Raw genomic sequence first — 26137 nt, forward strand, 5'->3', positions numbered from 1 at the left:
AAGACGAACAAATGATCACATTTGTATGTAATTCTTGCCCAATAGCCTATCCCTCACTATATTTTTACTATCTGTGAAATGGTGTTTATTCATGAATATATCGCAAAAATTAAAGCTGTCTTTCGCAACGGCAATCGCGCTTCCTTTGTTAATCATCGCGGGGCTAATTATCAGTCAAACTCGGCAGCAGGGGATAGAGACCTTCTCGGAGCTAAGTGATCGAGAGGCACTACAAGTTGAGAATGGTATTCAGATGTTTTTTGATGAAATTGCAAAAAACGTAGACTACTTAGCAACCCATGCACAGGTCTTGAGTGCGCAGCAAGACGTGAAAACTTATATAGATTCAACCAATACCACTCGACTTAATTCGAAAGCAGGAAGTAAAACAGAGCAAGCAGCGTATTCGCTGTTTGAGCACTTTGGTAACACGCACCCCGGTATTGCCTATATCTACATGGGAAATCAACAAGGTGGTTATATTCAATGGCCTTTAGGTGAAGTAAATGCAAACTACGACCCTAGGGAGCGTCCTTGGTATCAAACAGGGCAGTCGGGAAATGGTGAGACGATCCGCACTAGCGCCTATTATTGGGCGCCGGATGATATGGTGATTGTGTCGACGGTAAAAGCGGTTACTGCCAATGGTCAAACCGTGGGTGTTCAAGGTATGGATGTGTCACTGCAAGGGTTGACCAAAATCATCCGCAATATCAAATTGGGCGAGACCGGCTATTTAATGCTAGTGGAAGACACTGGAAATGTGTTGGTCGATGCCAAGTTCTCCGAACATAGATTTAAAAAGCTGGCAGACATTGCGAACGGCCGCTATCGTGAATTGGCTCAAAATAAAGATGGGCTATTTGAGCTCGAAATTAACGGGCAAGACTATTTTGCCAACATCTATACAGCACCCAAATTAGGCTGGAAGTTTATTGGTTTAGTTGAAAAAAGTGAGGTAATGGCTGCAGCCAATGCGATGACGCTGACGATATTGATTCTAAGTGCTGTCCTGATCACCGTATTTTTATTGCTAGCAAGTTATATTTCTAAGTTGATTTCAGCGCCCATTGTAGAAGTGAGTGACGGTTTAACTGAAATTTCGCAAGGCGGTGGTGATTTAACGCAGCGTTTAGACATTAAAGCTCAGGATGAAACGGGCAAACTGGCGACGAGTTTTAATTTGTTTTTAAATCTCATTGCTGAGTTGGTGACGCAAATCAATGAGTGTGCGCAGCAAGTTAATGAAACCTCACGACAAACCGCTTCGCAGTCTGATCAGCTCACCGGCGCTACCAGTCAACAACAGCAAGCGCTTGAAATGGCTGCCACCGCAATTAATGAGATGGCGGCAACCGCAAACGAAGTGGCGGCAAGCTGCGCCAATGCGGCTGAGCTGGCCGGACAAACTCAGCAAGCATCTGAGCTGGGCCAAAGGGTGATCACAGAGTCTGTCGAGAGCGTCACAACATTATCTGAAGTGATCAATAAGGCAACCGCAGATATCATGCAGCTCGACACCGAAAGCGAAAATATTATGTCGATACTCAGCGTGATCCGAGGCATAGCAGAACAAACCAATCTTTTAGCGTTAAATGCGGCAATAGAGGCGGCACGGGCAGGTGAACATGGCCGTGGTTTTGCTGTAGTGGCTGATGAAGTACGTGCGTTGTCGCAGCGTACCTCTGAATCGACGGAAGAAATCGCTTCTCAGCTTGATAAGCTTAGAAAAATGACAGAAATGGTGTCGGGAGAAATGAAGCGTAGCCTAACGCGTACGGAGCAAACGGTTGAACTGACAAACTCAGCGCAACAACAATTTAGTGAAATTACCCAAGCGATTGTCAATATTAGCGACCTTAACACGCAAATCGCCACCGCAGCTGAAGAGCAGCAACATGTTGCTGAAGACATTAATCGCAACGTGGTGGAAATTAAAAATGCTGCGGATAGCGTGAGTGATATCGCTGTGAATACCAATCAAAATGGCGTGAGATTACATTCATTATCGAGCACTCTCACAGAGCTGGTGGGCAAATTTAAAGTATAGCTTTAGCCCAATCCTCAAGTTCCATAAATCGTGAGAGCAACGCTCTCACGGTGCTACCGCATTGGTATAATTGAATAACTTTCAAATTGGATGGATAACAGTTTACTCGTAGTATTTAAGTGGTAAGGTAGGCATATCATTGAGTTGACGTAGGAATCACCATGGAATTATCACCTTCAGTTTCAATCGAGCGCACTGAGTCCGGACTAGAGTATATTTGGGTCGACAGTGCATTTTGTCAAGCGAAGATCTTTTTACAGGGCGCGCAACTTACCGAGTTTACACCAGCAGGAAAAGGCAATTTAATTTGGGTTTCTGAGGCGGAAGATTACCTTGAAGGTAAACCAGTACGCGGTGGTATTCCAATCTGTTGGCCTTGGTTTGGCGTACATAGCAAAGCGGATTGGCCAATTCATGGGGTTGCTCGCAAGCTACTTTGGCGTGCGCACAGCGTTGAAGAAAAAAGCGATGAAATTACCGTTAAACTCACACTACCGATGACCTTAGTTGAAGCGCAATACTGGCCACACACGTCACAATTAGAGGTTGAGTTTGTGTTATCAGACAAGCTTGAAGTGCGACTGACCAATATCAATACTGGTGATGCGCCATTTACGTTAACGCAAGCCTTACATACGTATTTCCCAACGCCAGAAGTCAGTAATACCACGGTAGACGGGTTACAAGGCGCGAAATATATCGAGTTTGATGAAGGTCCATTTGAGCAAACCGAAGTGGTTAGCTTTGCCCGCGAAACCGATATGGTATACACCCAAGCAAGCCCAGTGCAAACCATCAACACGCCTGCGGGCATTATTGAAGTAAAACGTGAAAACTCAACTTCTTGTGTGCTTTGGAACCCATGGATTGAAAAGTCACAGCGTTTAAGCAACTTTAATGATGACGAATACCACAAGATGTTGTGCTTAGAAGCTTGTAACGTAATGGACGATGCCGTGCAACTTGCACCAGGTGAAAGCCATACCTTAAGTACAATCATCCGTTGGTTATAATTTTATATTCGCGGAGCACACTATGCTCCGCTGAAACCCGATAACAATAAAAATTCTCCCTATGGAAAAGCCCATAATACTGGTTATCGACGATAACGCCGAAGTACGCCTCAGCGCCGTCTTCTTTTTAGAAGATCAAGGTTTCAATGTAATTGAGGCGGCAACCCTTGAACTTGCCAAGCCACTGCTCACCGCTAAGCAAGTGTCATTAGCCTTGCTCGATATGAACTTCTCCCGAGATACCACCTCAGGCAATGAAGGGCTGGACTTTTTGCGCTGGCTACGTGACTCCAATCTTAATGTGCCTGTGATCTGTATTACCGGTTGGGGAAATGTCGCGTTAGCGGTGTCTGCAATGCAGCTTGGTGCGAGCGACTTTATCGAAAAGCCATGGGACAATCAGCAGCTGCTGCAAGCCGTGCAGCAACAACTCAAAATATCATTAAAGCAAGCGAATATCGTAGCAAAACACAGCGAGCGCGGCGCGTTTCAATGGCGCTCTCAGGCGATGCAATCTTTATATAAGCAGCTTGCTAAAGTAGCAAAAACCGACGCTAGGGTCCTACTTACCGGCCCAAGTGGCGCGGGGAAAAGTCATTTAGCTCAGTGGTTACACCAACAATCTAATCGTTCAGCAGGACCTTGGGTTGAGGTGAATATGGGCGCGGTGCCAGAATCATTATTCGAAAGTGAGATGTTTGGTCATAGCAAAGGGGCGTTTACAGATGCAAAGCAGCATCGTGTTGGTCGTTTTGCAATGGCAAAGCAGGGCACATTATTTTTGGATGAAGTTGCGACTATTCCACTTCCTTTACAAGCAAAATTACTGCGGGTGCTGGAAAATGGCAGTTATGAAGTTGTGGGTAGCAGTCAGACGCAACAAGCGGATTGTCGACTTATTTGCGCAACCAACACCAATCTTGATGACTTAGTGAAAGCCGCTGAGTTCCGAGAAGACTTGTTATATCGCATCAATACAATTGTGATTGAAGTGCCGAGGCTCGCCGAGCGGTTTGGCGATATCGTGCCGTTGGCTGAGTATTTTGTCGCTAAATTCTGTGCGCAGTATGGTGAGCCAATTCGTGAACTTAGCCCTGCGGTTAAAGCTGCGTTGATTGAACACAATTGGCCCGGCAATGTGCGTGAGTTAAGTCACGTCATGGAGCGTGCCGTGTTAATGGCGGAGGGCTTGCAGATTGAGCTCAGTGATTGCCAACTACGCTTTACCGCCGCACCTAAAGTGATCAGTGATATGCCAAGCAAGACTTTGCAACAAGTGGAGCAAGAAATGGTGGAGCAAGCGATGCAACGCGCTCAAGGCAATGTCGCAGAAGCTGCTAAAATACTTGGACTCACGGCTTCTTCTCTTTATCGGCGTTTGGAAAAATATGGCCTTAAAACATCTGGCTAGCGCTGAGTGGCGGCTTGGGGCCTACTGTACGCTGTTAACCATTAGCTGTACGGTTTTACTGACTTTGCTGCTTCTGCAATTACAGCTAGAGATAACGTGGGTAGCTGCCGTATCGGTGAGTGTGTTGGGGCTGTTGGGCGGGTTACAAAAAATACTGTTGTCTCACCTTAAACGCATTGCCATGCGTGCTAATTGGCAGCTGGAAGCGATTGTACAAAGTGATTTTACTCAAACTATTAAGCCACATTATACAGCGGGCGTGGTAGCCGAATTTGAACAGCGCTTACTGGCCTTAAGTGCACAGCTGCACAGTCAAAAGCGCCGCTATCATAGTCAGCAGTTTATCATTTATCAGCTAATAGACAGCCTTAATACGCCTATTATGATGTTTGACGAAAAACTCAAACTTGCCTATGCCAATGGGGCATTTGAGTCGCTTTATCATCGCCCTTGGTTAGAGTGTAAGGGAATAAGCGCGGCTCAGTTTGGGCTGGTGCAACAAGATAATCACTGGCATTTTGCAGATACAGCGCAGCAATCTCGGTGGCAACTACAAAGTAGTGAATTCTTTCAAGAGGGTAAGCAGTTTTCTTTACTTGTCGCACTCGATATCACTAAGGCATTACGTAAAAAGGAGCTGGCAGCTTGGCAACATTTAATCCGAGTAATAAGTCATGAGATCCACAACAGTTTGACGCCCGTCAGCTCCCTAGCGCAAACCTTATTAGCAAGAGCAAAGGACGAAAAAGAGCAGCATGCGCTAAGTGTAATAGGTCAGCGTTGCCAGCATTTACAACAATTTGTGAGCCAATACGCCAAAGTTACGCAAACCCCAAGGCTAGATCGGGAGTCAGTCTCTATCATGCTGTTACTGTCTTCTGTTGCTGCGTTATTTGAGGATACCGGCATCCAAGTAAATTGCACTGTGAATACGCTCAATCTCGATAAAGCCTTAATTGAGCAAGTGCTGATTAACTTAGTTAAAAATGCCATTGAGGCCAGTGGTGAAAGTGCCAAGTTGACGCTACATGCTTATTATCAGCAGCAACAAGCGGTGATTGATGTGCAAGACAATGGCCCGGGCTTTGCCAACCTAGATAACATGCTTACTCCTTTCTATTCCACCAAAGAAGGTGGGCAGGGAATAGGTTTAACCTTTAGCCGCACCATTGTAGAGTTACACGATGGACAACTGAGTTGTCACAACACCGACTCAGGAGGATTAATAAAAATCACTTTGCCTTGTTGATAATAATTATCATTAGCATATAATTAAAGTTCCTTCAAAACCTTGGCAAGGAGCTACCATGTTAGTCACTTATCTGCTGGCCAGCGGCTTTATCTTTATGGCGTATAGCTACTCCAAATCATTCAAACCACACGCGCACACTAAGGCAAAACTGGCGGTGTTATTGAGCGCGGGTTTAATCGCCGCGGCAAAATGGCAGGCGGGGTTGAGTTCAACCGTGGTATTTTTTGTGTTTGCAGTGTCTCTTGGGGTGCTTAGCTTGTTTATCACCCTTGCACAGCCACAAAAGCACTGAAAAATTACGCGCATTTAGAGCAACGCAGATCTTGCTTGCCTCAAAATAGACGTTTTAAGGTGTAACGTGCGCAAGAAATTGTTACTAAAAAGCACACTTTTTCTTTACATCTCTTGTTAAGCTAGCGCCACCGGATTTATTTAGGAAAGGTAATGCGAGCGCTACTGATAATTTTTGTTGCTTTTACGAGCTTTGGTTTACAGGCTAAGTGGCAAACCATCAAAACCGAAAACTTTAATGTGCATTATCCTCAGGCGCTTCAGCAATGGGCGTATTCTGCAGCAAATGAGCTGGAGGTGGTGCGAGATAAAGTGCTGGCACAACAAGGTAGAGCCTTGAGTGAACGCGCAGATGTGATTATTTACGATCCAGAAAATGCGGCCAATGGCTTTGCATTACCCAGCACAGATAAACCAATGATGGCACTGCAAGCGACGCCGCCTCAAGCTGATTCCGTCATCGCAAATAACACCAGTTGGCAGCAGTTGCTCATTTTGCACGAATATATTCATCTCGTTCATCTATCACAGCCGAGCCGTAATCAATGGCGACAACATCTCAGAGATTGGCACGATATTACTGACTTGCTCGATGCGGTATTACCGCGCTGGGTCAGCGAAGGCTATGCTACCTTGCTGGAGTCTAGATTAACGGGACGAGGACGTTTATACGACAACTACAGTGAGAGCATTGTGCGTTATTACGCGCAGCAAGGTGCATTACCGACCTATAGCGCTTTAGATAATGGCGACAAGTCTTACCTTTCCAATTCCATGGCATACTTAGTAGGCGTACGTTTTCTAGCATGGCTTGAGGATAATTATGGCGCACAGACGTTAGATGCAGTGTGGACAAGAGTGCAGGCGGTGGAATCTCGCAGTTTTGAAACCGCATTTAGTGGTGCTTTTGGAGCGCCAGCAAGCCAGTTATATCGTCGCTTTATTGTTGAATATAGCTATCAGGCCATGCAGCAGGAGCTGGCCTTGGTTCCGACACAGAGTGAGCTTTGGCAGCGGTTCTCATATGCTGCTCGAGATATTGCATTCTCTCCAGATGGCAGTCAGTTTTTGGTGGTAGAGCAAAGTCGTAAACGCCAAGTCACACTCAATATCTACGAAAACAAAGAAAATGTAGAAGCCATTGAGCAATTTAATAAGCGCAATGAAGCGATATTAAATGCCGATCCTAAAGATATTGTGGATATCGCACCCGAAGTCTTTCCAAAAAAGCGACTTGCGCAGCTTGATGCTCACAATTTTGCTGGTATCTATTACCCCCAATGGCTGAATGACGACCATATTTACTTCGTTGCAAAAACGCCAGCTGCAGACGATACCTTTATCAATGATTTGTTTGTCTGGAAAGTTGGTACTGGAAAGCCAAAGCAACTGACTGAAGGCGCGGGTATTCGTCGCTTTAGTATTGTTGATGCTAATACCATTATTGCGGAGGTGTCTCGTTTGGGTTACTCACAGCTAGTGACCATAGAGTTGGACTCAGGCAAGCAAACGCCAATCACCACAAGCAAGCTTGGGGATGTCCATGACTTTCCTGTGCTCTCTAATAAAAAGACGACATTAGCCTATGTGCATGTTACTCCTAACAAACGCTGGCAACTTGTTGTTAAAGATCTTAGCCATGATACAACCGAAATCGTCTACTTACCCAAGTCACATCAATACCTTTCGGGGTTAACTTGGTCTCATGATGGTGACAAGCTGTACTTTATTTCTGGAGTCGCAGGCCATTTAGCGGTGATGCGTTATGACGTGGCGAGTAAAATACTTGAGACCTTACCTGTGAGTGCTAAACCGCTTGAGCAAATTATTACCCATTCACAGCAGTTCCTGGTGAGCTATGCGACCCCTGAGGGGGTCAAGGTTAACAAAATAGTGTCTCCGGCTTGGCGCACCGTAAGCGTGTTGGAGCAAGTGAATGAGGCGGAACAAAAAGAGCTACATCCTCATCAATTACCTGCGGCTAAGATAGATCAAACCGCGCTGCCCAGTTCTGATTATTCTGTGTTCGAACAGTCTTATTCTGTCGCCTTATCAGGCGCATTAAATAGCGCCTCTTTTGATAGTTTGGGCGTGGCATTAAAAGGGCAGGATGTGCTGCGCCAACTTGCTTGGCAGCTTGGCGCCGAGAAAAGCATCAATAATGGTGCGTTGATGGGCGCATTTGCCCAACTTGAATATCGTCATGAAAACTGGAAAACGACGTTTGATGCTGGATATCAAGAGCTAGAAGCGGATAAGCAGTCTCGCTCGCCACAAGTAAAGACCCCGAATAAAAGCAGCTTTAAGCAATTTGCCTTGTCATCTAGCTATCGTTTTGGTGAAGCATTGAATTTCCTCGCTCCCGAATTGGGCGTTATTCGTGTGCAACATGGTGAAAAAGCATGGAGCGGCGGGCGTTACGGTTTTAACGGTCGTACAATGTGGGATACGCAGCAGCATGGTGTAGCACTGCAAGTCTCTGCAGCTCAGTGGCTAGGTGAATTAGATGGTTTTGATTATCAGCTGAGCTTGTTTGCTAAAGCATGGCAAATTCCATTCTATGCATCGGTCGATAGCCGCTACAGCAGCGAATTGCCTCTATCTGTGGGCGGTGGAGCGCTTACCAGCACTAGTATTAGTAACAGTTTACACGCTGTCAGCGAACCTATGTTACCGCATCTATTTGCAACGGGAAGCCGCTATTTAGGCTATGAATTTGCAACTTCATGGCAGCAGGGCAAACCTAAGTTATTTTATAAGCAGCATCAGTTAGATGGAGAAGTGATTGGGCAAAATTACGGTATTAAGATGCGCTTACCTTTGTCTCGAGTGATATTAGATAAGGCCGCTGATTTTGCTCCTGCCGGATTAACCGATCTACAGTTTAGTGCTGGAGTTGGTCGTATAGAGGGGCGTAATATGACCAATGAAAACCGTGTTTGGTTTAGTGTTTGGTATGAGTTGTAGGTAATCGTTGCGGACTGCTATCAAACAATGTGCGAGGCTAGCCCCGCACATTGTTTGGTGTGTTATAAAGTGCTGAGATTAATTATGGTTCGCTATAATCTGCAAGCCGGAGTAAGCATTATACCCGCGGATCATCACCCAATAACGACCTGCACCTTCATTTAGGGTACAAGATTCGCTGTTACCATAACGGTAAGGGCGACAAGTCCAATTGCTGGTTGTTGGTTCTGCACCTTTAAGTACGTACATATCAGCATCACCAGTGCCACCACTTGTATTGAATGTCACTGTATTCGTGCCTGCAGGGGCATCGTAATAGAAGAAGGTTTCACTGCCGCTAGCACCAGCAAGCCCTGTTTTGGCTACTCCCTTGATAAGCTTTTGCTCTTCACCTGGCAGCGTCACGGTGACCTGTTGTGTTGTTGACGCAGTGTCACCATTACTATCTGTCACGGTGAGCTCTACGGTATAGCTGCCAGAGTTTGTGAAGCTATATGACGTTTGCGCGCCTGAAGCGGATGCGCCATCACCAAACTGCCAGCTATGCTGTGTAATAGAACCATTTGGTGAACTAGAGCCTGAACCATCGAAGCTGCAGCTTAGGTCATTACAGCTGTAAGTAAATAATGCAACGGGCAATGGATCGGTAGTGCCGTTATCGCCAACAGGAATTTGGCCACCAAAGTGACTAGAAACCTGAGGCCAAATTAAGCTGATTTTAGCGCCTTTATTGGTACAGCCACCTAAGTGGTGTAGCGCAACAACATTATTGGTTGAGGCTGCAAGTACAGGCGAACCTGACGAGCCGCCAATAGTGTCGCAGTAATAGCCTATATCTGTACCGGTACCTCGACCATTCGCCGTTGCTTGGTTAACAGAGCACAGTCCATTGGTGTCTTGATCAGACTCAATCGACAGCTCTTTAGGATTACCTGAACCATGTTGAGGAATGTAAATACGCTCGCCTTGCGATGGATTACGCACGTCTAAGCCAAAATAACCAAACGGCTGGGCCTTAGCGAAATCATTGATGGTAAACAGCGTATAATCTAGTGTGTAATCTGTTTTAAGGAAGTCTTTACCTGTGACCTTAACCACAGTTTCGCGCTGGCTGCCGTTACAGCTTGTACTTTGATAGTTAAACCATACCTCAGTATTCGCCAGCTCTGATGCTGATCCCACACAGTGATTATTGGTAAACATACGGTTATCTGCACCAACACGCCAACCCGTACATAAACCACTGCCGTTCATGAGCAGTCTGGCGACTGGACGCGAGCGCTCGAATTCCACCGGGTGCGATTGCGCCCAGCACTGCACGTCTTTGCGTTCCATTGCGCCACAAGTTGACATGGGCGTCACATCGGTCAAGCCCTCAACAGTTGCTTGCCCTTCAGTACCATGATAGTAAAAATCGACTTCGGGTGTTTTGCCTGCATTACCTTGGCCTGGAGTATATTCAATGATGACTTTATCAGCAGAGACTGACATAGCAGAAAACTGTTTAACGCCGTCATCGCCGAGGCTTGGATCAACCGTTGCTGCGCGGAGGTTTGCTTGGGTGTATTCATAGCGCTCGCCACTATTCTCCGAGCGCACAACGAGTTTACCGCCGTTTCCAAGGGTGAGGTTTTTGAAGTGTAGTTTGATGTAGCTTGCATCTGGGTGTGAAACTGTTTGCACAATAGTTTGTGTAGACGTTGAAGTGCTTGTAGCACTGTTTTGAGTAATAAGTGGAAGGTTTAGATCGTACTTTTTACCAATCATTGCTTTGCTAGCTTTGCTGGTATATTCCATCATCTGAGTTTCCGTTAGTGGCGCTTGTGCCATCGCGATACCTGATGCTAAACCTAATGCTGTGACAAGAATGTGTCGTTTCATTGTTATTCCTTTTGAGTGTGTGGTTATCCAACTTGAGATAAAAAGTTGGGCGTCGTTCAATACCGAACCAAGCCTTGGGTGCACTGTAGAGCACGACCAGTTGGTGGTATGTTTTTTGAACATCCACACACCAAAATAGAAACAATAATTCGTTTTGTAAAGTCTTATATATATTATTTTAACATAAGTTTTACTTTATTAATTCCATGCCGGCTGATAGTTAGATGTTTTCATGCCGCCGCACTTCTAAGCCTTCTAAAGTGTACTTATTTTTATACGGTTGTATTTGAGCCTTGCCAAGGGGTGGGAAATAGATTCTATAGGTTATGTTGTATTTTTATGTTTAGTTCTTAAAATGCGCGCCTTCAAAAATAAAAACCTTAAAAATCATAATTTTACAAAGTGTTTTTAAGGGTTTTACAGCACTTTAACTTAGCAACAATTTAGACATTTGGAGTTGGCATTGAGCGAATATTTACCGATCGTTTCTTCTTTCGTTTTGGTTTTAAGCTTTGTTCCTTTGATTAGGAAGATCCGTAAAAATCGCAGTGTATCAGGTGTCTCACTGTTAATGATGAGTTTTGGTGTTGCACAAAGCTCTTACTTTATTGCCTACAACATTTTCTTTGAACGTTTTTTTATGGTGCTGCCTTTCGTGATTACAGGCTCTTTAAGCGCACTTATTTTATATTATTTTATTCGGTATAACGCAAGTGCTAAGCAGCGTAATCAATTAGCACTCTTACTTGGTTTGTCGACGCTGCCATTTGGGTTTTTATTGGCAAAGAACATTGAAGCTGCTGCGTTGCTAAATGCGTTAACTTACTTAGGGCTAGTGATGAGCTCAATTCGCGTTATGCCGCAGACCTATAAAACAATTAAAAGCGGTGATGTTTCTAACTTAAGCGCTAGGTATTTCTCACTGCAGTTTTTAGCGGGCGGAATTGGCTTGGCTGCTGAACTGAGCTTAGGTCATGTTAGCGTAGCTCACGTGTTGATGTTTGTGATGATTTTACTGACTAATGCCGCACAATTAGGCTGTATTCAGTACTATCGCTCTAAACCCGCTTTAGCTTAGTGATATAAACAGACAAAACAAGGGCTAGCAAATTGCTAGCCCTTAACGTTTTCGCTCATTTCACTCGCGTAATACAAAAATTTTCGAATTACGCTTCTAACGCTTTTGTGATCATACGATCAATATACGCTTTATGTGCCTTAGTTGCCTGATCGGCACCCCAAGCTGTGCTCTTATCCAAAATACTCTGCAGTTGGAATAGTGCAGCGGCTTTTGCCAAATTGTCGTATTTGCTCACTTTGCTCAATCCTGCAACATTAATTAAGCGAGAAACGTACTCAATTTGTAGGTTCTGGCTTAAGGTAGTTGCATTCTTATCAGCAACGAAAATAGCGGCAGTCAGGTCGTTCATCACCTCGTTTAGGCTGTATTCGTTACCATAGTACGTAGAGTCGCTGATACGTTGTAATACATTCGCGTGTAGTACTTGGTCTAGTACCGACTTTTGCATGCCAAGTACCATCTTATGGACTTTAGGATCTTCGTTCTTACCATAATGGTTAAAGCCACGGCGCTGCGCTTGCATGTAGTTGTAAAGAGGCTGCATATTTTCAAGCACGGTCGGTGCGAAAACCATTTCCTTAAGCGCGGTCATAGCCGCTTTTTGGCGCGCAAGTGGTACTGGTGTAAATGGTTTTGTTTCACCTTCTGTGCCTACTACGCTGCGCTCAACGTATACACCGCCAATTTGGCGTGAAATCACAGTTGCTTGAGCACGGTATTGACCAAACAGCATATTCGCAGAGGTTAATAACTGTTGGTTAGACTGACCTTCAACACGCGCTTTGTCTTTTAGTTCGGTGAATAAATGGTTGACCAGAGTCATGCGGTCAACCCCGTATGTCACCGGATCGGATGATAAGTCCCCAATCATCACGCGAGGATCAATATGACGCCCCGGCGCACGCATATCGTCGGCATCGTTGCCAAAAGCTAAGCCATGTTCGCCAGAACGAGATAAGATCTTTTCAAGGCGCTGTTGCTCTTGGGTGTCATCGTTAAGTGCTGTGCTGTAACCAAATTCTATCGCCCAATCATCGTACGGACCTGGTTTGGTTTGGAAGATATCACCTTGGTCAACGCCTAGAGGGGCAATGTTAGCTGGCGCGTAGTCCATCACAGAGCCGGTTACGATACCTTGTGTTTTTGACTTGTCGTGTACTTCTTTAGGACCCCACAAAATAGAAGACTTCATGTTGTGGTTTAGGCCTAAGGTGTGTCCTACTTCATGAAGAACCAACTGTACTAAGCCCTGTCGTAGCATTTCTTTGCGTTCGATGTCAGCACCTGTTGCAAGGCTTGCCGTCATCAATTGGCCCTGCATTTCATGTCCAAGCGAACAGTGTAGTGTATCGCTTGATGCTTGAGCACCATGGCTCATTTGACCTTGAGAGTAGAGTGAGTCATACATCCAGCGGTTACGCATAAATACATACTCTAGCATGATGTCGGAACCAAGAATTTGGCCAGTAAGCGGGTTGGCAGTTGCTGGACCATAGCCGCCAAACGGTGGGCGAGGTGAAGAAGTCCAGCGCAGTACATTGTAGTTGATATCACCCGCATCCCAAGTGGCATCGTCAGGTTGTACTTTTACAACAATGGCATTCTTAAAGCCGATTTTCTCAAACGCACTATTCCATCCTAGTACACCATCACGAACCGTGTCACGCCATTCGACTGGTGTGGTGTTTTCAATCCACCACACGATAGGTTCAACAGGTTCAGAAAGCGCCGCGCTTGGATCTTTCTTCACTAAGTTCCAACGCTTAATAACGTCTTTATACGGCGCCCAATCTGGTGAAGTTTGCACGTCAAACTGATTGGTGAAGTAACCGATACGTGCATCATCGTAGCGAGGTTGGTAGTCATTGTCTGGCAGTGCGACAAAACTATGTTGTACTTTTAGCGAGACAAAACGTGAGTCTGTCACTGCATTTGAACCTGCAACTTTTGGGTCTGGGTTACTAAAGACATAATCAACAACAATATCTAAGTTGTTGCTATATGGACGGTGCTTAACGATTCGAGATTTCTTCTCGTCTAATTTGCCAAGGGCAAAGCGCTTGCTTGCGTTCTTGTCATCTGCACGTTTCCAAGGAGATACTTTATGTAGTGACTCACTTAAAAATAGCTTATTTGCTTTGAATAAAATTTTACCGTCTTCAGCTTTTTCAATTTCGATACTGGCGAGTACGGCTTCACTGATGTTGGCATCGCTCGCGTTCGCAATAGCTGAGTTTTCATCAAAGATAAAACGCGGCGTTTTGCTGATAATATCAATGCGGTTAAAGTGTTTTCTAAACTCAATCAGTTTCGTTTCTCGGTAGTTACCTCGAAAATGGCCGACATCGGTAACGCCATCAACAGTATGCGCGAAGTATAAGAATGGAGTATCAAGTTGCGTCTCATTGAGTTGCATTAGGTATTCTCCGCTTTCTTTATCCTGATAAAGCGGAAACAGGCCATCAATACTGGTTTTATTTTCGACTAGTGAAGCGATTGTTTTTTCTTCTTCTTTTTTGTCTTTTTTTGCAAAGCTTGGGGCGCTTGCGAAGGTGAGCGCGAGGGCAATGCTTAATGCAGTTTTCTTCATAATGTTGACTCGAAATTGTAAAAATCTGAGTGTACCCAAAACATCAGAGCCTGTCAGAAACTCAAGGTAAAATGAATGTAACAAAAGATAAACGACATATTGGCAAACAAAGTTTAGATGTTTTTCCAATTCCGAAAAGCTGTGTTCGATTTCGAAATATCAGCCGGTTTTGATATCTGGAATTAATTTAACTTATTGAAATATTTGTTTATTTTTATTTGGCATGGTTCTCGCTAACAGTCGACAGTCAGTGAGGAGGGAACATGGATCTAGTCAAACCGGCAAAACCAAGAAAAACCAAACATTACATCGTTGCTGTCTGTTTAATGGTGGTGATAATTGTTTATTTACTGTGGCAACAATGGGCGTCTCATTCTAGTGTGATACGCGCAGAGATACTGGTGGCGGAAGTGAAACAAGGTCCGCTTACTTTATCAGTAGATAGCTTTGGGGAGTTACGTAGTGCTGAGCAGTTTTTATTAAACGCGCAAAGTTCGGCTATCGTTAAAACTATCCACCATAAAGCGGGCGCAATTGTGCACAAAGGTGAAGCGATCGCCGAGCTTGTGAGCCCAGATCTGGCGTTACAGGTTCAACAAGCCAAACAAGCTCTGCGCCAGTCGCGGACAATAAAAGAACAGCTGCTACTCACTCAACAAAGGGAGCTGTTAAACGAACAAACACAGCTGATGCAAAAACAAGGCGCGCTTAAAACCTTAGTATTGCGCCACCGCGCGGAGCAAAACCTTGCACTACAAGGCATTATTTCCGCGCTGAACTTTGCCCAAACTGAAACCAGTTTGAGTACCTTGCAGCATGAAATTAGCATGCTAGAACAGCAAGCTAAACAGTTGCAAGCACTACATAGCTCGGCGCTTATTCTTGCTAACGAGGAAATCAATATTCGTGAACAAGAACTCAATAACTTACTAGAAAAACAACAACAACTGGAGATTAAAGCCAGCACTTCAGGGATCATTGAGCGCATGCCTCTGGCGCTTGGGCAACGAGTCAATGTTGGTGACGAATTAGCATTGATTGGCTCTAACCAGTCGTTGATGGCGGTATTGTCTGTGCCACAATCCCAAGTGCGCTGGGTTGAAACTGGGCAAGACGTGATGGTGAACATGCAGGCCAACAAAGTAAAAGGCAAAGTGCTCCGAGTTGACCCCGTGGTGACAAACAATAGCGTGGAAGTAGAGGTGAGTTTACCAAATACCTTACCGAAGCAGGCGCGAGCGCAGCTGAGTATCTCTGCCAGCATCGCCATTAAGCATCTTGCCAATGCCACCTATGTTCAGCGCCCTGCCAATGCCAAAGACAATCAAACGCAGACCTTATTTGCACTGACTAGTGATGACACCGCAAAGCCGCTAGAAATCACCTTTGGTGCTTCAACGGGGAAATATATTGTTATAGATTCTGGCGTTGAAGCCGGGAAACGATTAATCATTTCTGATCTAGCCTATCTTGGCAGTCTAGATGAGACAATCTTATTAAAGTAGGAATATCAAAATGATAGTGCTTAAAAATATCAATAAAGTGTTCGAAACCGAAGAACTACAAACACACGCACTGAGAAATATTTCACTGGAAATAGCAAAAGGCGATTTTATTTCGATCTCTGGCCCATCAGGATGCGGTAAATCTACTTTGCTATCCATCATCGGTTTAATTGACCAAGCAACAAGTGGTAGCTATACGATTGGTGCTCATGATGTGACAACTCTGACGCTTGATCAGGCCGCTGAGCTTCGCAATGAGCATATTGGGTTTGTCTTTCAGGCTTTTAATCTCATTGATGAAATTTCGGTATTCGATAACGTCGCTTTACCCCTAAAGTATCGTCCTGAGAAATTGAGTAAGGCTGAAGTAAAGCTCCGAGTCGAGTCTTGTTTACAAAAGGTTGGGCTGTCGCATCGCGTTCAACATAAGCCAAATCAGTTATCAGGCGGGCAGCAGCAGCGTGTTGCGATTGCTCGTGCTTTGGTGACCGAACCAAGCATTCTACTGGTGGACGAACCGACGGGTAACTTAGATTCGAAAAGTGGCGATCAGGTGATGCAATTAATCGCTGAATTGCATCAGCAAGGCACCACAGTTTGTATGGTGACGCACGATCCACGTTATGCCGATATGGCTCCAAGGCAGGTGAAATTGTTCGATGGTGAGCTGTTAGGCACAGTCGCTTCTGCTCAACCTGTTAGTCAACGAGCATAGAGAGGGCACCATGCAAGTGTTCAACTTAGGCCGTGCAAATATTTATCATGTTAGTGTGGTGACTACGCTGAGCTGTGTATTCGTTGTGATGCTGGTCGCAATGGGGATGTTACATAGCCTGTATTTTTCACCTTTAACATATCCAGATTCAGAACGTATTGTGAAGCTTGAATACCCGATGTTTGATGAAAATGGTAACGAGAGCAGCGAAGCCTTTAATTACCCATCATTGATGCATTTATACGAGCATAAACCTGCCGCAATGGAGCAGCTGGCGATGGTGCATTATGCTGAGCAATTGCTTACTTCGGATGCCGATGCGCCACAAGTTGAATCAGCTTATGTCTCGCCAGAGTGGTTTAGTATTTTTGATATGCCGCTTGCGATGGGGCGGGTTATTACTGAATCTGTAGATGAGAGCAGCCCTGTCGCAGTGCTGAGCTTTCAAGCTTGGCAAAGTCACTTCAATGGTGATCCTGATATTTTAAATAAAACGCTGCGACTGGATGGGCGAGAGTTTACGATTGTCGGAGTTGCTGCAGAGCCGTTTTATGAACCTAACTTAAAAAAGCTGACACACAACACTGCGGTATGGTTACCTTGGCAATACAACCTAACTTCAGAGGAAGCTAAACCTTACTGGTGGAACCGATATGCGCTTAACTTGATGGTGGGTAAGCTGGCTACAGGGGTGGAGCATGAACAAGTCAGCCTCTCGCTATCGAACGAAATGAACACACTTTGGCGCAGCAAAGTGAGCGACAGTGAGTATTTTGCGAAGTGGTATATTGGCATTCGCGCGGTGTCGTTGAAATCAATTATGCTCGGTAAGTCTCCCTTATTGTTATTTGGAATGTTTGTGGTATCGCTCGGTTTACTTGGTATCGCGCTATTAAATATCAGTAACTTATACCTTGCAAGACTCAGTCAGATCCAGCGCACGCTGGCAATTCAAGCGGTGGTGGGAGCAAAAATAAGAGATATTGCGCTGATGCAGTGGTTACCGCTGCTAGCACTTTGCTTAGTATCACTCGTGGTTGCAATTGGAGCGTCTTATGTTATCTGCCAGTGGCTACAAAAAGAACTAGTGGGGCTGTTGCCGCAAGCGCAGCTGATAGCGTTAACCTGGCAAAGTATACTTGCACTGGGATTGGTCGCTTTATTGACGAGCTGGTTATTGTTGTTCGCAGGAATGTCTGCAATACGCTTTCGTCACTTAACGCACATGCTAAAACAAAGCGGTAAGGGGAATGCCGTTGTTGTGAGTGCGCGAGTGCAACGGTTCATGGCGGTGAGTCAGTTAAGTATTTCTATTATCTTGCTCTTCTTCTGCTTCAATGTCGGCGTTGCTGCCTTATCTCATCTCAAAAATGCTTATGCGGTAGATCTCAAGAATAAATACGAAGTGACGTTTTATGCCCCTGATACTATGCCAAGAGATGAATACACAGAGGTAATGCGTCAAGCCAGTGAAGTCCTTGCGAATACCGCAGAAGTAATCGCGGTGAGTCGAAGCCGTTCACCGATCGGACAAGGCGTTGGCACTTGGTCATTGCAAGAAGTCGAGACGCTCGAACGCGTGCATCCGGTTGGCCGAGTTGTGGATAGTGGTTATCTTGAGTTTTTTTCTTTGCCGTTACTACAAGGTCAGTTTTTCGATAGTGAAGCGGTGCGCCGCGGTGAGCAGCAGTTAATTATCAATAAAACCTTTGCAGAGCAACTAGGTGGAGAGGAAAAGGCGCTAGGCAAGCGCTTGAGTTTTAACATTACAGACGAAGATGCGGCGTTTGAAATTATTGGTGTCGTTGCTGATTTAGCCGTGCCTGGCGAACCCGTACTGCCCCATGTGTATCGAGCAGTACAAGGAAGTAATACGGTGTTAATTAAGACTCAGCAGCCTGTCACTAAATCCCATTTTGCAGCGCTGCTGATGCAAGTTCATCCAGCATTGAAAATCTTTAGTTTTAAATCACTTACTGCGCAGCGTGAGCAATACCTGTTGACTGATACCTTGGTTACCTATGGAGCACTGTTTATCTTCGCGTTGGCGTTGTTGCTCGTGATTATTGGCCTATTTGGTGTCTTTCGTTATAGCCAATCACTTAAGCTTTCTTATTACGGCACGAAAATGGTGCTGGGTGCTAAGCATAGCGATCTCACTCGAGAGGATCTTACTACCCACTTTAAGCACATAAGTATAGCGTTAATGATCTCCCTAACAGGGTGTTTATTATTGTCGCCATACTTTCAGCAAACATTTAATGTGGCAGAGTTTTCGATTGCGGCTGTGGGGATAGTGTTGGTGTCGAGTTCGTGTTTGTACTTTTCACTACAGCAAATACTGCGCAGGCCACTCAACGCATTAATCAACCCATCTGAATTAGTGAAGGGATAAGCATGACATTATGGCATAAGCTATTGAGGCGATTGAGGTATAGGCTTAGGCTAAGTCTGATGTTAGTCGTGTTATTGAGCGGCGCTTTCGCCGCTATGATGATGAGTATTGGCTTATCATGGCAAGCTTATCAGTCGCTACCTTATCCGCAAAGCGATAAACTCGTTTGGCTGCAAGGGAATATGTTAGATGAACATGACAAGACGATCATGGAAAATGCTATCTCTACGCCTGTTGCGTGGCAGCTTGCTCAAGACAAGCAATTGTTTGATAAAGCCTCCGCAGTATTGTATAGCCACAGCTTACTACGTGGTTCAGTGGTTGAGCCAAGGATTGAGACAACTTACGTCGGTGATGATTTCTTTTCGCTCTTTAATATTGCTTTAAAAGAAGGGAGGTGGTTTTCCCAAAGTAATGAGCTTGGTACAGCACCTAACGAAGTCGTTGTGACAGAGTGCTTTGTGCAGCAATATTTTCCTGATGAAAATATTATAGAGCAGAGCATTCAACTTGATGATCGTCGTTATATCGTGGTGGGAGTGGTCGCGTGCGATGAATCTGAACCGCAGTTATATCAATCGAACCGGATGAGTGAGGTATTCTTACCATTTGCGCAGATGATGGGTGAACGTATTACGGGTATGGATCATTTGGCGGTAAGAAGCGACTTATTTCTTGTGGGTCGCATAAAACACGAAAATGCGCAGCTGCAATTAACGCTTTTGCAGGCGCAGTTTCAAACTGCATTTGAGCAAGCTCAATTAGAACAAGGGATATCTGGTCGTGCGACGCTCAGATTTTCGTTGTCACCACTTGCTGATAAATTAAAAGGGCAGCTAAGAACAACGACGCAATGGTTAGCATTTGCAGGCGTTGGGCTGCTTGTCATCACCTTAGTGAATGCATTTTCGCTTTACTTGCTAGACTTTAAAGCCAAACAAAACCAGCTGGCACTGGCGATTGTACTCGGTGCTAAGCGCGGCAATCTACAACTCGAACAGTGGCGTTATATTGCCTTGATTTTTTTGTTTGCGTCATCGCTTGCGATAGGGATAGCGAATGCTGGCGTTTGGCTAATGCAGTTTTGGTCGAAGGAGACCCTAGCCCATGCAGTTTGGCTCAAACTACCTTGGTGGAGCTTTTTATTGGTAGGTGCTTTTGCTCAACTCTGTGCACTGGTGTTTGTAAAACTGGCAATGTCTCAGGTGTCATTTAAGGATATTCGTAGTCAACTAAGTGGCTCAGGGAAGGGGCAGGTCAAACAATTGCCTAAGTCAATGAGTCAAGCCTTACTCGGATTGCAAATCGGTGTGGGCATAGTCACAATGAGCTTTGCGTTTTGGCTATTGAGCTACTTTGGCGGGCAGCTAAATACCTCAAGTGGTTTTAACTCAAATAACCTTTATTTTGTTGAGTTACAGCAAAGTAACTACGACCGCAGTTCAGATGCTATTCAAGCAAGATATAATCAAGCGATGATAAACTTGTCGGCGCTTAGACAGCACCCAAGCGTCGAGAGTGCTGCTCTGGCTGGCGTATTACCCCACGAATTTGTATTTCTGGAGCCGCTAAGCTTAGTTGATGATGGCAGCGACTCAGTCGTCGCTTATTTACAGCTCAGCGGGCCAAATTACTTTATCACCTCAGGCCTAAGGTTTATTGCTGGTGGCGGATTCTCTGAGGATGACCTAGCTATCAATAGTTCAGGGAAAAAAGTGGTGCTCAATCAGCTTTTAGCACAGCGCCTTGGCGTAACAGCAGCAGATATCGGCATGACCATCTACGACAGAAATCAGCGCCCCATTACCCTTGTGGGTATTGTCGAAAATACCTTTAGCCATACGTCTCAAGCACAAGCCTTAGCTTATCTACCTTTTAATTTTATTAGTGGAAATATTCTGGTGCGAGCCAAAGCAGGAGAGAAATTAGACTTGCATACGGTTACCGCCTTGTACAAACAACAAAACCCAAGCCAATCTATTTTAAAGCTCGTCGATATCAAATCGCGGATGCAGCAACTCAATAAAACAGCCATGCTGAGCTTTTTAGCTGGGTTGGTGATCGCACTGATGATGTTAATACAGGTAGTGGCAGGTATGTATGGTTTGCTCGGCTACCTCGCCATATTGAGTACGCCAGTCTTCTATATCAAGCGTTTAGTCGGTGCTAAGGTACGTGATGTTCTTATTGAGCAGTGTTGGAGTCGGGCTTCTCTCGTGTTAGTCGCAGTTGTTATTGCAGTTTTCTTGTCTTTAGTCGTGGCGAGTACGTTTGGTATTTTGAGTCCACTGCTTGGGATCTATCTGTTGTTCGCTATCGTATTGGTAGGCAGTATAGTTCTAGTGCTTGAGCTTCATCATGTCACTAAGCAGATCTAGGGTGAAAAATGTGACAAAAAGCCGAAAAAACTGTTATATAAATCACAAAAATCGTACTTAAAAAGGTCTTTTCAAATCAATGGTTTTGGTACTTAATTGTTTGAAATAACTTTATAATTTTTGCTGTTTTTCGATAGTTATAAAAAGTTGTTCTAAAGGTGTAACAGATTCTTACAAATGTCACATCCGAGAACGCGCTAAACTTGGTACTATACGGTCAGGAAATTATCAATAGGTACTGTCATGCAAGCTAAAACTTTAAAATGGATTCTACCCTTTACCGTGCTTATAGTGGGTGTTGTCGGATTTATGTTCGTCAATGCCGTTGCTAAGAGTGAACCTGAGAAGCAAGAAGTCGATTCTCGTCCTGTTGTTGAAGTTGAAACTCTCGCTGCGCAAGATCACCAAGTTGTGATCCAAAGCTATGGCGAAGTAAAACCGCTAGAAAGTACACAACTTTCTATTCAAGTATCGGGCGAAGTTGAATACTGGCACCCTAACTTTGTTGAAGGCGGTGTGGTACAAAAAGGCGAAGTGTTACTGCGTATTGAGCAAGATAACTACGAAGCCGCGTTACTACAAGCAGAAGCAGAACTTGCCAGAGCTCAGGCGCAGCTTATCGAAGAGCAAGCACAAGCTGATGTAGCTGCTGATGAAGCAAGAAGATTTCCAAATAAAAAGCATACCGACCTATTTTTACGTAAACCGCAGGTCATGAGTGCCAAAGCCTCAGTAAAATCGGCAAAAGCTGCACTGCAGCGTGCAAAGCGAGACCTAGAAAACTGCGAAGTTATCGCGCCTTATAACGCACTAGTGGTGAAAAAAGACGTTGGTCTTGGCCAGTTCGTTTCTATGGGGAGTTCAGTTGGTACTGTCAATAACATCGAAACGGCGGAAGTGATTATTCCTATCGCGGGTTTTGATTCTGTGTTTTTACCTGAGCGAGTGTCAGGGCTTGCCGCTACGGTTTATCAGCGTGGTGTGAATGCCTTCACTCGAGAAGCGGTAATTGATAGAGATTTAGGTACTGTTGACCAACAAACGCGTATGAACAACCTGGTGGTACGTATCAATGACCCGTATGGTCTCACAACGCGCCAGCCAGCGATAAAATACGGCACGTATGTACAAGTTAGCTTTGCGGGTAAAACGTTAAAACAAATCTATCGTCTACCACAAGATATCGTGAATAATCAGTCGGTTTGGTTACTTAATCAAGATAACCAGCTTGAGCCACGAAAAGTGCAAGTTATCCGCGAAGAGGGTGAGTTCTTCTTAATCGGCGATGGCATCACAAGTCGCGATAAAGTGGTCATGACACCACCTGAATATCCACAAAAAGGCATGGAAGTTAAAGTTGCTGGCACGGACTCCTCATCAAAGCCTAGTAGTCAGCCGGAAAAGCTGTAACAGCAAGGAGCGACCATGAGTGATATAGAAAAAACATCGCAGCGCGGTATTATCGCTTATTTTGCGAATAATACGGTAGCGGCGAACTTGTTGATGGTCTTCATACTGATAATGGGTTTTATCAGTTATATGACTATCCAAAGACAAATGTTTCCAAACTTTGAAATCAATTATGTGACGGTGTCAGCTGTGTATCCTGGCGCGTCTCCTCAAGAAATTGAAGAGGGGATTTTGATCAAAATTGAAGAAGCATTAAAAGACGTTACAGAAATCAAAAAAGGGGTTTACCGTGCCGCTAGAGGCAGCGGTAGTGCGCAACTTGAAATCTATAAAGATGAAGACTTAACGGAAGTAGAAGATAAAATTCGCTCGCGTGTGAATAGTATCGCGACCTTCCCAGCATCCATGGAGCCCGTGCAGGTTCAGCTTATAGAATTTCGTCAAGACGTGGTGAACGTCGCACTGGCTGGTAATCTACCGTTGAATGCACTCAAGCCAATCGCCAAAGAGATCGAAGATGAATTACTCGAAATTCCAACGATTTCATTGGTTGACCGTTCAACCCCAAACTATGAGATTGGTATTGAAGTTGATCCAGATGCTCTGCGCCGTTACAACCTAACGATTAGTGATGTAAGTAGCGCAATTAGACGTTATTCAACCAACATTTCAGCAGGTCAAATCAGAACTGAATCAGGCATCATTGCAGTGCGTGTTGAAAACCAAATGTACCGCGGTAATGAGTTTAGAAACATCCCTGTTAAGGTCGGTGATAACGGCGCCAAAATTTATCTTCAAGACATCGCAGAAATTAAAGACGGGCTAACTGAAGGTGAATATTACTTCCGTTTGAATGGTGAAAATGCGGTATTTCTGTCGGTTAAAGCGACCAAAGACCAAAATATGATCCCAATCGCGAAAGCGGTACATAAATATATCGAAGAGAAAAATGCTAAGTTACCCGCAGGCTTAAGATTAGAACCAATCGTTGATATGACGTACTACCTGAACGCTCGACTCGAGATGATGAAGAGCAATATGTTACAGGGTGCGTTACTCGTCGCAATTATGCTGACTATTTTCCTACGCTTCAAATTAGCGCTCTGGGTAATGATTGGCTTGCCGGTGTGTTTCCTTGGTGCATTCCTATTTATGCCAGCTCTTGGGATCAGTATTAATATCGTATCGCTATTTGCCTTTATTATGGTACTTGGGATCGTGGTGGATGACGCCATTGTCATAGGGGAGTCCGCCTACTCCGAAATTGAACGCAAAGGCCACAGCGTTAAGAATGTGGTGATTGGTGCTAAGCGTGTTGCAACACCAGCAACCTTCGGCGTATTAACAACCATTGCTGTGTTTGCACCTATGTTGTTCTCATCTGGTCCTGAAAGTGCATTCTTTAAGTCAATCTCGGGCGTTATTATTCTGTGCTTGGTATTCAGTTTGATTGAATCCAAATGGATTTTGCCAGCGCACATTGCTCATACTAAGATTAAACCACTGCGTCCAAACAGTCGTCGTGCTGCATTTAACAAGAAGTTCTTCGCATTTGTAAACGGACCATACAGACGCTTTATTCAGCGCTGTGTTGATTGGCGCTGGACCGTATTATTAACTTTTGTGGCGATGCTGGTATTTAGCTTTAGCTTAGTGACTTCGAATTTAGTGCGCTTTATTCCATTCCCGAAAGTGCCAGAGGATTATCCAAAGATCGAAATTACCATGAACGACAATGTCTCGGACGAGCAAACCATTGCGGCAATGCAGTCTATTGAGTTAATGGTGCGTAATGTCGATAAAGAGATTGCCCAAGAGTTCGGTCAAGGTATGGTTAAGGATGTATATTCTTGGAACCAAAGCCGCGCTAAGGGCTCAGTGTTATCGACGTTAGTTGACGAAGAGCTAAGACCATTTACGGCTTTTGAACTTGCACGCCGTTGGCGCGAGGCAATGCCAGAGATCACCGCAGTGAAGTCAATTATTGTGTATGACAGTGTTGGCGATCAAAGTGGTGGTGAGGGTGAATTTGGCTATCGCTTGCTAGGTTCTGATATCGAGACTCTCAATGCAGCGGGCAGACAGCTTATTTCAATGTTGCAGCAGCAACCCGGGTTATTTGATATTAGCTCGAGTATTGACCCTGCGAGTAAAGAAATGCAGATCGCGCTTAAGCCAGTGGCTTATGAGCTTGGCTTGCAACTTGCCGATGTTGCGATTCAGGTTGGTAATAGCTTCTACGGTGGCGAAGCACAGCGTGTTATTCGTGATGGCGAAGAGATCAAAGTGATGGTGCGTTATCCTGAACTTGATCGTAAAGCTTTGGCTTCACTTAAGCGTACTATCATCACAACGCCAAAAGGCAAAGAAGTGATGCTAGGCGATGTTGTAGAGTTTACTGAGAAGCCGGGTATCAATTATATTCGTCGTGAAGATGGCTTTAGAACGGTATATGTATACGGTAGCATCGATGAAGAGCTGATTGAGCCAGATGCCGTGGTTAAGAATATCGAAGAAAATATCTTACCAGAGCTACTAAAACAGTTCCCAGGCGTAAAAACTAAGCTAGGTGGTAGCGTGGAAGAGCGTCAAGCTCAAACCAGTGAGCAGATCTTATTCTTTGCCGCTGGTATGTTGATGGTTTATATCCTATTGGCTGTACCGCTTAAGAGCTATGCACAACCGCTTATCGTGATGTCGGTAATCCCGTTTAGCTTAGTTGGCGCGCTATGGGGTCACTTAGTGTTTGGCTTAGATATGAGTACTATGTCTATGTTTGGATTGGTAGCCGCTGCTGGGGTTGTGATCAACGACTCCTTGGTAATGACGGACTATATCAACCAAGCACGTGCTGAGGGCGTTAAGCTTAAAGAGGCTGTTATTGAAGCGGGTTGTGCACGCTTTAGGGCAATCACGCTAACCTCTATCACGACGTTTGCCGGTGTCATGCCAATCATCTTTGAAACCAGTCTACAAGCAAGGTTTGTTATTCCGATGGCGGTATCACTTGGCTTTGCAGTGCTATTCGCAACGCTTATCACGCTTGTGTTAGTGCCGGCCTTATATATCATCTTAACGGATGTGCAGGGTGCGGGTTCACGCTTAAAAGCGAAGATCAGACGCAAGCCTAAATCTGACGATAACCAACTAGAGAAAGCAGAAGCTTAGAAACTCTCGTTTCCACTCAATAATATAAAG

General features: G+C 44.8%; 15 protein-coding genes. 13 read left to right on the top strand and 2 right to left on the bottom strand.

Annotation, left to right across the window (positions count from 1 at the left end):
- Positions 1 to 91: 91 nt before the first annotated feature.
- From ABMY45_RS13455 to ABMY45_RS13480, 6 genes are all read left to right on the top strand, one after another.
- A complete protein-coding gene (locus ABMY45_RS13455) occupies positions 92 to 2050 on the top strand; it encodes a methyl-accepting chemotaxis protein (protein WP_349288997.1) in 1959 nt (652 codons plus the stop codon).
- A 161-nt stretch (positions 2051 to 2211) separates the two neighbouring features.
- Positions 2212 to 3063 (top strand): D-hexose-6-phosphate mutarotase, encoded by an 852-nt coding sequence (locus ABMY45_RS13460; protein ID WP_349288998.1) that lies wholly within the window; start codon positions 2212 to 2214, stop codon positions 3061 to 3063.
- A 61-nt stretch (positions 3064 to 3124) separates the two neighbouring features.
- Complete coding sequence (locus ABMY45_RS13465; protein WP_349288999.1) at positions 3125 to 4474, top strand: sigma-54 dependent transcriptional regulator; 1350 nt, start codon at positions 3125 to 3127, stop codon at positions 4472 to 4474.
- Entirely contained in the window at positions 4452 to 5723 is a 1272-nt protein-coding gene (locus ABMY45_RS13470; protein WP_349289000.1) for an ATP-binding protein, read from the top strand. Before ABMY45_RS13465 ends, ABMY45_RS13470 begins: the two co-directional genes overlap by 23 nt.
- Positions 5724 to 5781: 58 nt before the next feature.
- On the top strand, positions 5782 to 6018 hold the full coding sequence (locus ABMY45_RS13475; protein ID WP_308374581.1) for a hypothetical protein: 237 nt from the start codon (positions 5782 to 5784) through the stop codon (positions 6016 to 6018).
- Positions 6019 to 6170: 152 nt separating this feature from the next.
- Positions 6171 to 8984: a hypothetical protein gene (locus ABMY45_RS13480; RefSeq protein WP_349289001.1), complete on the top strand. Its 2814-nt coding sequence runs from the start codon at positions 6171 to 6173 to the stop codon at positions 8982 to 8984.
- A gap of 78 nt (positions 8985 to 9062) precedes the next feature.
- On the opposite strand, the gene ABMY45_RS13485 is transcribed toward ABMY45_RS13480, so the two are convergent.
- Positions 9063 to 10865, bottom strand: coding sequence for a PKD domain-containing protein (locus tag ABMY45_RS13485; protein ID WP_349289002.1), 1803 nt, complete (start codon positions 10863 to 10865; stop codon positions 9063 to 9065).
- A 463-nt stretch (positions 10866 to 11328) separates the two neighbouring features.
- On the opposite strand from ABMY45_RS13485, the gene ABMY45_RS13490 reads away from it, so the two are divergent.
- On the top strand, positions 11329 to 11943 hold the full coding sequence (locus tag ABMY45_RS13490; RefSeq protein WP_349289003.1) for a PQ-loop repeat-containing protein: 615 nt from the start codon (positions 11329 to 11331) through the stop codon (positions 11941 to 11943).
- Between the two features lie 88 nt (positions 11944 to 12031).
- Here the strand turns inward: ABMY45_RS13490 and ABMY45_RS13495 are convergent, their stop codons facing one another.
- Complete coding sequence (locus ABMY45_RS13495) at positions 12032 to 14536, bottom strand: zinc-dependent metalloprotease (protein WP_349289004.1); 2505 nt, start codon at positions 14534 to 14536, stop codon at positions 12032 to 12034.
- Positions 14537 to 14799: 263 nt separating this feature from the next.
- On the opposite strand from ABMY45_RS13495, the gene ABMY45_RS13500 reads away from it, so the two are divergent.
- The 6 genes from ABMY45_RS13500 (at position 14800) to ABMY45_RS13525 (ending at position 26107) form a co-directional block, all read left to right on the top strand.
- Entirely contained in the window at positions 14800 to 16041 is a 1242-nt protein-coding gene (locus ABMY45_RS13500; RefSeq protein ID WP_349289005.1) for an HlyD family efflux transporter periplasmic adaptor subunit, read from the top strand.
- 10 nt (positions 16042 to 16051) lie between these two features.
- Positions 16052 to 16756: an ABC transporter ATP-binding protein gene (locus ABMY45_RS13505; protein ID WP_010606919.1), complete on the top strand. Its 705-nt coding sequence runs from the start codon at positions 16052 to 16054 to the stop codon at positions 16754 to 16756.
- A gap of 10 nt (positions 16757 to 16766) precedes the next feature.
- Complete coding sequence (locus ABMY45_RS13510) at positions 16767 to 19151, top strand: ABC transporter permease (protein ID WP_349289006.1); 2385 nt, start codon at positions 16767 to 16769, stop codon at positions 19149 to 19151.
- Positions 19152 to 19153: 2 nt separating this feature from the next.
- Positions 19154 to 21529 (top strand): ABC transporter permease, encoded by a 2376-nt coding sequence (locus tag ABMY45_RS13515; protein ID WP_349289007.1) that lies wholly within the window; start codon positions 19154 to 19156, stop codon positions 21527 to 21529.
- A 243-nt stretch (positions 21530 to 21772) separates the two neighbouring features.
- Complete coding sequence (locus tag ABMY45_RS13520; protein ID WP_095728788.1) at positions 21773 to 22939, top strand: efflux RND transporter periplasmic adaptor subunit; 1167 nt, start codon at positions 21773 to 21775, stop codon at positions 22937 to 22939.
- 15 nt (positions 22940 to 22954) lie between these two features.
- On the top strand, positions 22955 to 26107 hold the full coding sequence (locus ABMY45_RS13525; RefSeq protein WP_174170218.1) for an efflux RND transporter permease subunit: 3153 nt from the start codon (positions 22955 to 22957) through the stop codon (positions 26105 to 26107).
- The last annotated feature ends 30 nt before the right edge of the window (positions 26108 to 26137 follow it).

This window comes from Pseudoalteromonas sp. XMcav11-Q, assembly GCF_040104525.1.
In the GTDB taxonomy this organism is placed as follows: Bacteria; Pseudomonadota; Gammaproteobacteria; order Enterobacterales; family Alteromonadaceae; genus Pseudoalteromonas.

Excerpts from the sequence above, each read along its gene's own strand:
- ABMY45_RS13495 (WP_349289004.1), bottom strand. The coding sequence starts at position 14,536 with ATGAAGAAAACTGCATTAAGCATTGCCCTCGCGCTCACCTTCGCAAGC.
- ABMY45_RS13520 (WP_095728788.1), top strand. The coding sequence starts at position 21,773 with ATGCAAGCTAAAACTTTAAAATGGATTCTACCCTTTACCGTGCTTATA.
- ABMY45_RS13460 (WP_349288998.1), top strand. The coding sequence starts at position 2,212 with ATGGAATTATCACCTTCAGTTTCAATCGAGCGCACTGAGTCCGGACTA.
- ABMY45_RS13465 (WP_349288999.1), top strand. The coding sequence starts at position 3,125 with ATGGAAAAGCCCATAATACTGGTTATCGACGATAACGCCGAAGTACGC.
- ABMY45_RS13525 (WP_174170218.1), top strand. The coding sequence starts at position 22,955 with ATGAGTGATATAGAAAAAACATCGCAGCGCGGTATTATCGCTTATTTT.
- ABMY45_RS13475 (WP_308374581.1), top strand. The coding sequence starts at position 5,782 with ATGTTAGTCACTTATCTGCTGGCCAGCGGCTTTATCTTTATGGCGTAT.
- ABMY45_RS13505 (WP_010606919.1), top strand. The coding sequence starts at position 16,052 with ATGATAGTGCTTAAAAATATCAATAAAGTGTTCGAAACCGAAGAACTA.
- ABMY45_RS13485 (WP_349289002.1), bottom strand. The coding sequence starts at position 10,865 with ATGAAACGACACATTCTTGTCACAGCATTAGGTTTAGCATCAGGTATC.
- ABMY45_RS13480 (WP_349289001.1), top strand. The coding sequence starts at position 6,171 with ATGCGAGCGCTACTGATAATTTTTGTTGCTTTTACGAGCTTTGGTTTA.
- ABMY45_RS13500 (WP_349289005.1), top strand. The coding sequence starts at position 14,800 with ATGGATCTAGTCAAACCGGCAAAACCAAGAAAAACCAAACATTACATC.
- ABMY45_RS13455 (WP_349288997.1), top strand. The coding sequence starts at position 92 with ATGAATATATCGCAAAAATTAAAGCTGTCTTTCGCAACGGCAATCGCG.
- ABMY45_RS13510 (WP_349289006.1), top strand. The coding sequence starts at position 16,767 with ATGCAAGTGTTCAACTTAGGCCGTGCAAATATTTATCATGTTAGTGTG.
- ABMY45_RS13515 (WP_349289007.1), top strand. The coding sequence starts at position 19,154 with ATGACATTATGGCATAAGCTATTGAGGCGATTGAGGTATAGGCTTAGG.
- ABMY45_RS13470 (WP_349289000.1), top strand. The coding sequence starts at position 4,452 with ATGGCCTTAAAACATCTGGCTAGCGCTGAGTGGCGGCTTGGGGCCTAC.